The organism is Bacillus cereus group sp. BfR-BA-01381 (assembly GCF_022663555.1).
GTDB lineage: Bacteria > Bacillota > Bacilli > Bacillales > Bacillaceae_G > Bacillus_A > Bacillus_A pacificus.
Map to the genome: position 1 here is coordinate 41357 of NZ_JAKUFR010000032.1, position 11076 is coordinate 52432.

An 11076-nucleotide genomic window follows, 5' to 3' on the forward strand; every position below is an offset into this window, starting at 1 on the left:
AAAATGGTAACGATTAGACAAGAACGACAAACCGATTATCGAAAAACGGAAGAAGTTGTACAACAAGCATTTTTACATGAAGAATTTAGTGATAAAAAGGAACATGAACTTGTAAAACGTATTAGAGAGTGTGACGCGTTTGTTCCTGAGTTATCTATCGTTGCGGTAGACGAAGAAATAGTCGGGCATATTATGTTATCGAAAATTACGATAGAAAAGGATGAAGCTTCTGTAGAATCATTAGCACTTGCACCAGTATCAGTTGCTACGGGCCATCAGAAAAAAGGGATTGGCGGAAAACTTATTGTAGCTGCGTTAGAAAAAGCGAAAGAACTTGGATACGGATCAGTTGTAGTATTAGGACATCCAGAGTACTATCCGAAATTTGGTTTTAAGAAAGCAAGTGAGTGGAATATAAAAGCACCATTTGAAGTGCCAGATGAAGCGTTTATGGCGGTTGAGCTAAGTGAGAACGCTCTGCAAGGTATAGAAGGAGTTGTGCAATATTCGAATGCTTTTGTTGAGTAAGAGTATCGGTTAAAAAATATAATCATAAAAGATGCTATCTTTTTGTAGGGATATACAGAAAGGTAGCGTTTTTTATTAAGTGAAGCTACTTACATATATTTTGCTCAATGAATAATTAAGGTGGTAAAATTGATATAGAAATGTAAAGGGAGAGAATTGAATGAAGAAGCGAGAAACAGATAGCAATGAGAATGTAGTTACGTTATATGTTACAAGACACGGTAAAACAATATTAAATACGAACCATCGCGCGCAAGGTTGGGCAGACTCTCCGTTAGTAGAAAAAGGTGTGGAAGTTGCCACGAATTTAGGAATGGGATTAAAAGATGTTCATTTTATGAATGCGTATAGTAGTGATAGCGGCCGAGCGATTGAAACTGCTAATTTAGTATTAAAATATAGTGAGCAATCAAAATTGAAACTTGAACAAAGGAAAAATTTAAGAGAATTAAATTTCGGTATTTTTGAAGGTGAAAAGCTTGAAAATATGTGGGATGTGGTTGGAAAAGCTGCGGGCGTTGCATCACCAGAAGAACTTATGAAGTTTTCTATTCAAGAAGTAATTAATCTTATTAGAGCAGCAGACCCTACGAAACAGGCGGAAGATTGGGAATTATTTTCTACTCGTATAAAAGCAGAGATAGATAAAATTAGTGAAGAAGCTGCTAAAGATGGTGGCGGTAACGTTTTAGTTGTTGTTCATGGGTTGTTGATTACTACCTTAATAGAAATGTTAGACAGTAGTAAAACAAAACTTGGAGTGGAAAATGCTAGTGTAACGAAGATTGTATATCAAGATGGAGCATATACAGTCGAGTCGGTTGGAGATATGAGTTATGTTGCAAAAGGAAAAGAAAGTGTGGAAATATAAAAATAAGGAAAGGAAGGTAGAGAAATCTAGCTTCCTTTCCTTATTTTTTAATATATCATTTATTGATTTGAATCGGAATATTCTGTTAAAAATGAACTATGAAAATTATTGTAATGGTATAATTAGAGAGTAGGAACAACAAATTAGTTTGCAGTGTATTGGAGGGACATTAACCTTACATTTTATCTCGGAATCTAAAGTAAGTATACGAGAAATAAAGTTGAACCAATCGGACTTTTATGGGCAGTTGATCCCCCCTAACTTCTTTGCTTTCGCTGTATTTTGAGGTGGGGGTCTTACTGCCCATTAAAGCGGGATAAAACAAAGTAAGGAATGTGTGAACATGGGTGGCACATGGTATGTGATTTATGTTCAGTTCTAAGAAGAAAAGAATATTAACAATTATATGGAGAAGTGATTATGTTGATTAAATTCGTTCATTTGTTATTTGGAAAACCGTGTGAAAAAGGTGATTCGTTCCAAACTAAGTTTCCGCGTTTTATTTATTGGAGTGCAGTTGTATTTTATTTTTTTTGAATACTATTATTTGGGATTCTTTCTTTTATTGATACTATATTTATTGGATCGTTGATATCAGGGGGAGTGTTCTTTCCTTTAATATTTAGATTCGTTTATTATATAAACTTAAAAATGAGGGGCCTAGAAAGAGAAGCGTAGAGAAAAAATATAAATAACAGGGTTATTGAAAAGAAGCGAGATTGATGTTAAGAGATAATAAAGTTGTTTAATTTACAATAAAGTCCTTTGAAAATAATAAAGTTGTTTAATTCTTATTGAATTAACGGTGCAGGATAGTTGAATAAGGATGATGATATACTTAAGGGGGAATTTACTTTATTTTATAATTTATGAGGTAGAAAATGGACTCTTTAGAATTAAACAAATCTAAATATATTGTCTCTAATATCAAAGAAATTTTGCATAAAAAGCTTATTCTTGATAAACCGTTAACTAAAGATGAGGTAAAAAAATTAAACCTAGTTAATCCCCCTGTATACGAAAATGAGAAGTATCTCATTCAAAAACGGTGGTTTTATAGTATTAATATCGGAGAATGGGAAGATGTGGAGATTATTATTCAGGGGAATAATGAAAATCCCGATATGGAGATTATCGAAATGGCAGAAAAAACATTCGATGAACTCCATCTACATATAAGCTGTGCATTAAAATATTTACAGAAATTCTTCCCTAATCAAGAAATGAAGAACTACTATCTATCCACAATATTTTTTGGAAAGATGGTTAATTTTGACGATTATATATTTTCTGGGTTTAGTTTAGCTTTTATTTATGATGGTCACTTTGAGTTTCAGTATAAAGTAAAATTTAAAAACGATGGATGGCCTATTGGTTTTGAAGGTGGGCCACTTTAATAATAATAGATAATTTTTTCTTATTAAACTAACGGGTGCTTTAGTTGAACAAGATTTAAACAACTTTATTATTAATTTTTGTCTACAAGCACATTTAAATGGTTAGAAATTAAACAACTTTAAAGAGCCTTACTACAATATGATTTGTAGCCAGGCTCTTATATTTTTAGATCAGAATTAAATAACTTTATTATCACTTTACAATTGAACATAAATAACTTTAAAAAAGGAAGCAAAGAAATACATTCTAGCTTCCTTTTTTATTGGAACGATTATGGGATCAATAAAATCTTCCCTGTGCTTTTTCGGCTCTCTAATAATTCATGAGCACGGGCACCATCTTGTAAAGAGAATGTATTAGAACTTGCGATCTTTAATTTTTCGGTCGCAATCCATTCGAATAATTGAGAGGAGCGTTCTATTCTCTCTTCATAAGATGTAAGCATGTTCCAAAGGTCTCCGCCAGTTAAAGTTTTCGAAGCATCCATAAGCATACGTGGATCAACTGGCGCAGGATTACCACCGGCCATTCCGTAAAATACGACAGTGCCACCAGTTTTAGTAGCGCTAAAACTTTCCTCTAATGTAGAACCTACTGATTCATATACAACATTTACTCCATCACCGTTTGTTATTTCAAGTACTTTCGCAGGCCATGCTTCTGTATATAAAAATACGTGATCAGCACCAGCTAATGTAGCTATTTGTGCCTTTTCTTTTGCTGACGTGAGGCCGATTACCTTTCCGCCTAGTAGTTTAATGATTTGAATAAGAAGCTGTCCAACACCACCAGCTGCGGCATGGACTAAAGCTGTATCACCTTGTTTTATTTGATAGCTATCTTTCGTTAAATAATGTGCCGTTAGACCTTGTAATAAGACAGAAGCGGCTGTTTCAAAAGAAATAGAATCTGGAAGCGGGATTGCTTTTTTTGATGGAACGGCAACTAATTCTGCATTTGCAAATGGAACGTCAGCAAATGCAATGCGGTCTCCAGGATTAATATTTGTAACGTCAGCTCCTACTTTTTCAACAATACCAGCGCCTTCATAACCTAATATATAAGGCGGGTTGCCAGCGAGATGATAATCACCGCGGCGTCTATAAATATCGGCGAAATTTAAACCGATTGCTTTCGTGCGGACAAGAATTTCATTTGGATTTATGATTGGATCATTTAGTTCTTTATATTGTAGTACATCCGGACTTCCAAACTGTTCGAAACAAAGTGCTTTCATATGGAATACCTCCATTATATTGTTTGTCGATGCTCTTTATCATACAATATAAATATCAATAGACAAAGAGGATTATTTCGATAGAATCAATCGGAAATATCGATTGAAAAGAGGGATGATAAATGGAGATAAAACAATTAATTACATTTAAAGTAGCGGCAGATACTTTGAACTTTACACAAACTGCGAAGAAATTAAACTTTGCTCAATCGAGCGTGACAGCGCAAATTAAAACGTTAGAAGCTGAGCTAGGTACGCTGTTATTTGAAAGATTAGGAAAACGCCTTTTCTTAACTGAAGCGGGCAGAAAGTTTCAACTATATGCCGACAAGATGATTGCACTTAGTAACGAAGCGAAGGTGGCTGTGAAAGATGATGAGGAAATAGCAGGTACGTTAATAATCGGTGCGCAAGAGAGCCAATGTACATATAGACTTCCTTCTATATTAAAGAGGTTTAAAGCGCAATTTCCTCAAATAAAACTTATATTTAAACCAGCACATTCCAATAAAGATGCGAAGGAACAATTGATGGAGGGAAAAGTCGATCTTGCATTTATTTTGGACGAATGTAAAACAGAAGATGCTTTACATGTGGAGCCGCTTATGAAAGAAGAATTAAAAGTAGTAGCTGCTCCAGGGCATCATTTACTTCAGCAAACTTCCGTTTCTATAAAAGATTTAGAGAAGGAAACACTTTTATTAACAGAACTAGGGTGTTCATATCGAATTTTATTTGAAGAGTTATTTCGCATCCAAGATGTGTATCCAGTAAATAAGATTGAGTTCGTTAGTGTAGAGGCAATTAAACAATGTGTGATTGCAGATTTAGGTGTAGCCGTTTTGCCAGCAATAGTAGTAGAAAAAGATATACGAGAGGGAACGATAAAAGAGTTACACCTAGACAATACTATCAATCCAATTTTCACACAAATTGCTTGGCATAAAGACAAATGGATGACAGTACCACTGCAACAATTTATTGATGTAACGAGGGAGTTTTTTACAACAGACTAAGTGGAGAAATATTTATTTTATATAAAAGAAAAAATGGCAATTTTGTATAAAAGAACCGATGCTTGCATGTAACAAGTATCGGTTCTTTATGTTTTAAATAAAGGATGTTTTCAAATGTGTATTTCTCAACTTTTTTTCTTAAAAGGATAAGTAAATTTCTTCGTATATTCCAATAATCGTAAGGGAATTTACAACTTTTATTCGTTTCTGTAAGATGCCTCTAGGCAGTATGAAAGGAGGGGCGTACTAGGGGGGAGATATACGTACTTATTTTGAGGGGGAATTTAAAATGTTTAAAAAGTTAATGAAAGTATGTGTGTTAAGTGTAGCGAGTGTAGGGGTATTATTTAGTTTTCAAGGAAGTACATTTGCAGCTACCGATCTGAGTAGTTATTATGACGGGAAAAATCCAGCAACAACGAAAGTATACGGAGGCAGTACAACATGTGATGCAGATGGATTTAATGCAAAGTCTACAGCGGTGTATGAAGGTAGTAAAAAAGTAGGAACAGTGTATTTACGTTACAGTAATACATGTCATGCGGCATGGTCTAAGCTTGTTTTAGATCAACCAGCACCTTCTGTTTCTGGAGGAGTATATGCTTACGCTGTTATTAATAAATATAAAAATGGTGTATTTCAAAAATCAGTAGATTCTAATAGTGGTAATGGAGCAATAAAAACGGGGCAAACGAGCACTTATACAGGAATGGTATTTGATTTAACCGCTGATTTTGGTTATACAGCTGATGCTGAAGCGGTAACGATTAATAATGGCTACGGGAAAACTGGACGTTATTAATAAAGGAGTGGAATTCTATGAAGCTTTTTAAAAAGGTAAGCGCATGTCTTTGTCTGGCATTGCTCGTTGTAACTAGTATGTTTAGTACGACGAATAATGATAAAGCATTTGCAGAAGACCATTCATATGATGGGAAAAGCCCTTACTACAATAGCTGTGATCAATCAGCAGTAACGAAAGAAAAGAAGTGGATTGATTCTAATTCATATGTGGAATTAAAATTTAGCACGACGTGTAAAACAGCGTGGGCAAAGGTTACTGTAACTCGTCCAGCGGTTTATAATAACGAAGCTGATGCAAGGGTCGTCAGAAAAACCGATGGAAAGGCATATACTTGCGGAAGTGCTGGAGGAAATGGTGTTGTAAATAAAGGGCAAACATCATGCTATACGCCGATGGTATATGATTTAGATCCAAGAAAAGCGCAAGCGCAGGGGAAACATGCTATTCCGAATAGCGATGCATATAATTATGCGGAGACTATTTGGTATTGATGAGGAAATGGAGATTGTAAGATAGAATATTTTAAGAGCATGTTTTGATTGGATTTCAAAACATGCTCTTTTTTTGTTCGTCTATCCAGTATTAACGAATAGTAAGACCCTAACTTCGAGCTTTAATTGAAGTGAAGCAGATAGCGGGATATTTCGTAAAGGTCTAGTTGACTATGGATATTTCTTTCGGATGTTGGGATAATTTAACATAATTTGTTTTCATACTTCGAAATTTGTGCTCTAATTAAAACAAAGGAGGCAAGTAGATGAGTAATGATATTAAACGATATGTAATTTGTACTTTTATAGGTACATGGACACTTTGGGGGTTATTAATTAACTTAATAAAATTAAACATTACGACATTGGGTACACCGCTTGCGATGATATTATTTGTTTTCGGTGGGATCATGCCGGCAATCATTGCGATTAGTTTAAAGAAAAAATATGGATCACAAGAGGAGTTTAGAAGGTTCATTAAAAATATTGTAAATCCTAAACATCACTTTGCATGGTATATTCTAATCATTATTCTAGCCTTTATAAGCTGTTATCTTCCAACGATATTTGGTGGAGCAACAGTGCAAAAACCATTATACGTGGCATTAATTAGTTTTCCAATAATGATCATTGGTGGAGGTCTTGAAGAAATTGGATGGAGAGGAATCTTACAACCTGCTCTTCAGAAAAGGTTTTCAGAATTTTTTAGTACGATTATTGTGAGCGTTATATGGGCTATTTGGCACTGGCCGTTATGGTTTATTCCGGGCACGAATCAAACCCAAAGGGATTTTATAGCCTTTATAATTACGACAATTGCCGTATCTTTCTTATTAACTACAATTATTAACGCAACTAAAAGTATTTTTATGTGTCTAATTTTTCATGCGCTTCTTAATTCTTTTTGGAGTGTGTACGTGCCAAATGATAAAGCGTTACCAGCGTTTTCAACTTTTATTTTCGGAATTTTCGTGTTTGTTTTGTATACATTCATAATAAAAAGAAAGAACCTCTTATTGATTAGGTAACTGAAATTATAGAAGGAAACATATTAATATATTTTTTATGGATATGAAACTAGTTAGTAAGAACACGACACAAACATAATTAAAATATATTACAAGTTTGTGCCGCAAAAAAATTGCAAAACTATAAACAACATCAAAAAGAATGAAGGGCCTTTCCATATATATAAACACTGCTAACGATAGTTATAGTAATTCATTTGTTTGAACGATTGAATTAATTAAGATTAAGATCTGTATCAGGAGGATTGTACCCAAGGTGACGAGCCATAGATACAATTTGGCCTTTATGGTGAAATTCATGCGTTTCCGTATGAGTTAAAAGCCATAGCGGAGTTATGCTCCAAGGCTCTTTTTGCCATTTCACTTCATTTGCTATATTTTCGAGCCACCGGTCGTTGTATTCCTCTAAAAACCGTTGTACAGTCTCATCTACTAACTTAAATCTAGCACGGACTTTCTCTACATCTGCATGCTCAATTTCATCATCACTAGCAAATGAAAAATCTGCTCGCTTTTGCTTAAATGCGAATGATCCAAGCCAGTATCGGTAGCAATCAGCTACATGAATATGGGTCTTTATAATACTACCGTTTCCGAAATTGGGAACAGTGCTATGTAATTTTTCTAGCGGGATTTCTTCCAAAAACGAAAATAAAGTTTCTCTTGTAGAGCTAATAAGGTGATATTGCTGTTTTAAAACATGTAACATGAAATTAACACTCCTTTTTTGTTTACTAAAATATTTGTGCAGTAAGTAATTCTATATTTACGAGGGGTGAACCTTTTTATTAAGCATATTAGGTGTATTTATTAATTGTTTCTGATAGATTATACAAGGTGAAACTTTAATAAGTTGAACATTCTTAGTTCATAATAAATTGTGCATCAAGAGGGAGAACGATAAGATGAATAGATTAGTTGGTTTAAAACAATTTGAAATAACGCGTGGGGAATTGTTTAAATTTATGGAGACGCTAGACGATAAAACTGCGGATACGCAGCCGAATGGTTTTAATAATACAATCCGCTGGCATATCGGTCACGTTTTAACGGCAGCAGAAGTTTTTATGTTTGGAAAAGAATTCAAACAATTACCAACGGAATATCCAGGTATGTTTGGATATGGATCAAGACCATCTAAATGGAAAACAGAAGGACCGTCATTAGAAGTATTAATGGCCCAATTAAAAGAACAAGCAAAACGTATTAACGAAATGCCAGCAGAAGCATTTGAAAATAAACTGCCAGAGCCATTCTTAGGACTAGAAACAGTTGGTGAGCTATACGGCATGATGCTTTATCATGAAGCGGATCATATTGGGCAAATGAAGGCGATGGAACGTATTATTAAAGCTCTTTAGTCTTAATTGCATATAACAAGCAATACAGGTGTAATGTTAAATAATATATACAAAAAAGGTAGATAAATTATTATCTACCTTTTTTGTATAACTTCTTGAAGGATTAGGGGGGATCATCGTGCTACTGATGAAGAAGGACAAGAAACCTTCTAATTTTTAAGATGTGATTATGAAATAAGGTATTCCTAAATATGGAATATACGTATAATAAAAGAGAAGAACTAGAAATAGGGGTGAATACTATGATTACATTAGAACAAAAGCTGGAGCAATACACACATACATATGCACAGATAAAGGGAGAACTAAAATGGAAAACGAGTGATCCTCGAACAGGAATGATGATTGCTGCTATGTATGCAAGTAGTGATAAATTGCTTGATCTCGGACGTTTTTTAGAAATTAGTAGTTATATTAAGAATGAGGTAGGGATGTTTTCATACTTAAAGTCTTATCATCGCTTTGTAGTGGCCGCAACATTAGATATTCACTTTACAAATTATAAGAAAGCTTTTCGAGAGTTTTTAGACTTATATGAACAATTGGTCGCTGGTGGTTTTAGCCGCAGTATATTTACTTATCTTGCAGCAGCTGTACTTTTAACAGAAGATAATGAGCATCATGGCACGCATATTCAGCGTTCGATGCAAGTATATAAACGTATGAAAGAGGATCATCTTTTCCTAACAGGTACAAATGATTATCCGCTCTCCGTTTTATTAGCAGGACAATCAGAGCATGTAGAAACACTTATGGACCGAGTGGAGCGTCTTTATCAGAAACTAGCAAAAGCTGGCTTGCGCAAAGGGAATGACCTCCAATTTCTAAGCCATATTCTTTCACTAAAGAAGGATGTCAGGGAAGAAATATTAGTTGCAACATGCACAAACATATGGAATTTGTTAAAGCAAGAAAAGGTAAAAGTGAAACAGATGCATTACCCAGCAATCGGGCTATTAGCGTTACTTGAGGATGGAGAAAAAGAGATTCATTCTATTAAAGCGTTGATTGAAAAATTGCAGGGAGAGAAATTATTCCGTTGGCATACAGATACGAATATTCTTATTGCTATTCAACTGTTCGTAAGTCAGAAAGGTGAGGAAAGTAAAGCTACCAACACAGGTTTACAAACTATGATAGAAGTCCTTATCCAAGCACAACAAGCAGCTATGATGGCAACGATTGCCGCTTCATCTGCAGCAACTTCTTCAGCTAGTAGTAGTTCATAATGTGCAACTGCTTATGCTATTGTAAATTATAACTCCTTTGATAAGGACGGTTTAAAAAATATTACTAAAAAAAGCCCATCACCCTCTAATGAGTGATGGGCTAACTGTTTTTACATAATCAGTATTATCTTTTCGACTCTTTCAAATGTTTGAGTTGTGTAACAATCATAATGCTAATAACAACGAGTAAAAACCATGAGCTAATTTTACTAAAGTGGACGAGATCCCACGCTTCCCGTTGATTTGGATATTGCCATGCACCGAAAAATGTTGCGATGTTTTCTGCAATCCAAATAAAGAATCCGATAAGAAAAAAGGAGAGAACGAGCGGCATTTTATATGTAACGCCTCGTAATGAAAATTCCACAAATGTCCGAAAGAAAACGATGAATAGAAGTAAAGTTAAGAACCATCTAAAATCGTATAGAAAATGATGTGTGAAAAAATTGAAGTAAATCATTGCTCCTAGAGGTATTACAAAAATAGCTTTCGGCCAATGATGCATTTGCAAATGCAATCTTCTCCACGCTTGGCATATGTAACTTGCAACACTTGCATACATAAAGCCGCTGTAAAGTGGAACACCAAAAACCTTTGAATATGCCTCTTCCGGATAACTCCATGAACCGAAATGAACTTTATATATTTCTAGTAAAAGGCCGATGAGGTGGAAGACAGTAATTACTTTTAATTCGTCTTTCGTCTCAAGGCCAGTCTTGTACATAACCCACTGCATAAGAAGGCATACGATGAGTATGAAATCGTAGCGATATAACCCTGGGATCGAAAAGATTTTTGAAAGGGCTAGTGTTAAGAAAATAACGACTGGGAATAAGCAGGATAATGCTTGTTCATAAGTAAAATAGAGTAGTTGTTTTATATATAACATTGCATCACCTTGGATATTTTTATTTGAAAACTCAAAATAATGATTAAGTATACTACACTTTTAAAAATAAGCTAGTATTCTATTTTGCGTGTATTTGTAAGTTTTGGAAGGGAATTGTAATAAGTATTTTAATATTTAACAAAGTAAAAAAATAGTTTGCTATTTAAAAAAAGTGGCGATATAATATCTAAATGAAAATGATAATTATTATCAATAATAATTA

General features: G+C 34.4%; 12 protein-coding genes and 1 pseudogene. 10 read left to right on the plus strand and 3 right to left on the minus strand.

What is annotated here, in order from left to right; all coding sequences use genetic code 11:
- The first annotated feature begins 3 nt into the window (after positions 1-3).
- The 4 genes and pseudogenes from MR079_RS13320 (at position 4) to MR079_RS13335 (ending at position 2796) form a co-directional block, all read left to right on the plus strand.
- Positions 4-528 (plus strand): GNAT family N-acetyltransferase, encoded by a 525-nt coding sequence (locus MR079_RS13320; RefSeq protein ID WP_134197723.1) that lies wholly within the window; start codon positions 4-6, stop codon positions 526-528.
- Between the two features lie 160 nt (positions 529-688).
- Positions 689-1399 (plus strand): histidine phosphatase family protein, encoded by a 711-nt coding sequence (locus MR079_RS13325; protein WP_242294127.1) that lies wholly within the window; start codon positions 689-691, stop codon positions 1397-1399.
- 420 nt (positions 1400-1819) lie between these two features.
- A pseudogene (locus tag MR079_RS13330) lies at positions 1820-2077 on the plus strand (hypothetical protein).
- Between the two features lie 203 nt (positions 2078-2280).
- Positions 2281-2796, plus strand: a complete 516-nt coding sequence (locus tag MR079_RS13335) for a hypothetical protein (protein WP_048525709.1) — start codon at positions 2281-2283, stop codon at positions 2794-2796.
- A gap of 272 nt (positions 2797-3068) precedes the next feature.
- Here the strand turns inward: MR079_RS13335 and MR079_RS13340 are convergent, their stop codons facing one another.
- On the minus strand, positions 3069-4034 hold the full coding sequence (locus MR079_RS13340; protein ID WP_242294128.1) for a quinone oxidoreductase family protein: 966 nt from the start codon (positions 4032-4034) through the stop codon (positions 3069-3071).
- A gap of 122 nt (positions 4035-4156) precedes the next feature.
- On the opposite strand from MR079_RS13340, the gene MR079_RS13345 reads away from it, so the two are divergent.
- The 4 genes from MR079_RS13345 to MR079_RS13360 all read left to right on the plus strand — a co-directional run bounded on the left by MR079_RS13345 (position 4157) and on the right by MR079_RS13360 (position 7374).
- Entirely contained in the window at positions 4157-5050 is an 894-nt protein-coding gene (locus tag MR079_RS13345; protein WP_242294129.1) for a LysR family transcriptional regulator, read from the plus strand.
- A 289-nt stretch (positions 5051-5339) separates the two neighbouring features.
- Entirely contained in the window at positions 5340-5852 is a 513-nt protein-coding gene (locus MR079_RS13350) for a DUF2690 domain-containing protein (RefSeq protein WP_242294130.1), read from the plus strand.
- A 17-nt stretch (positions 5853-5869) separates the two neighbouring features.
- On the plus strand, positions 5870-6346 hold the full coding sequence (locus tag MR079_RS13355; protein ID WP_242294131.1) for a DUF2690 domain-containing protein: 477 nt from the start codon (positions 5870-5872) through the stop codon (positions 6344-6346).
- Positions 6347-6612: 266 nt separating this feature from the next.
- Complete coding sequence (locus MR079_RS13360) at positions 6613-7374, plus strand: CPBP family intramembrane glutamic endopeptidase (RefSeq protein ID WP_242294132.1); 762 nt, start codon at positions 6613-6615, stop codon at positions 7372-7374.
- Between the two features lie 214 nt (positions 7375-7588).
- Here the strand turns inward: MR079_RS13360 and MR079_RS13365 are convergent, their stop codons facing one another.
- Positions 7589-8083 carry a DinB family protein gene (locus MR079_RS13365; protein ID WP_062821224.1) on the minus strand — a complete coding sequence of 165 codons (495 nt, stop codon included), beginning with the start codon at positions 8081-8083 and terminating at the stop codon, positions 7589-7591.
- Between the two features lie 196 nt (positions 8084-8279).
- Here MR079_RS13365 and MR079_RS13370 point away from each other — a divergent pair, with 196 nt between their 5' ends.
- On the plus strand, positions 8280-8735 hold the full coding sequence (locus MR079_RS13370; protein WP_062821223.1) for a DinB family protein: 456 nt from the start codon (positions 8280-8282) through the stop codon (positions 8733-8735).
- 191 nt (positions 8736-8926) lie between these two features.
- Complete coding sequence (locus tag MR079_RS13375; RefSeq protein WP_242294133.1) at positions 8927-9964, plus strand: DUF4003 domain-containing protein; 1038 nt, start codon at positions 8927-8929, stop codon at positions 9962-9964.
- A gap of 124 nt (positions 9965-10088) precedes the next feature.
- Here the strand turns inward: MR079_RS13375 and MR079_RS13380 are convergent, their stop codons facing one another.
- Positions 10089-10853: a DUF817 domain-containing protein gene (locus MR079_RS13380; protein ID WP_062821221.1), complete on the minus strand. Its 765-nt coding sequence runs from the start codon at positions 10851-10853 to the stop codon at positions 10089-10091.
- Positions 10854-11076 lie beyond the last annotated feature (223 nt).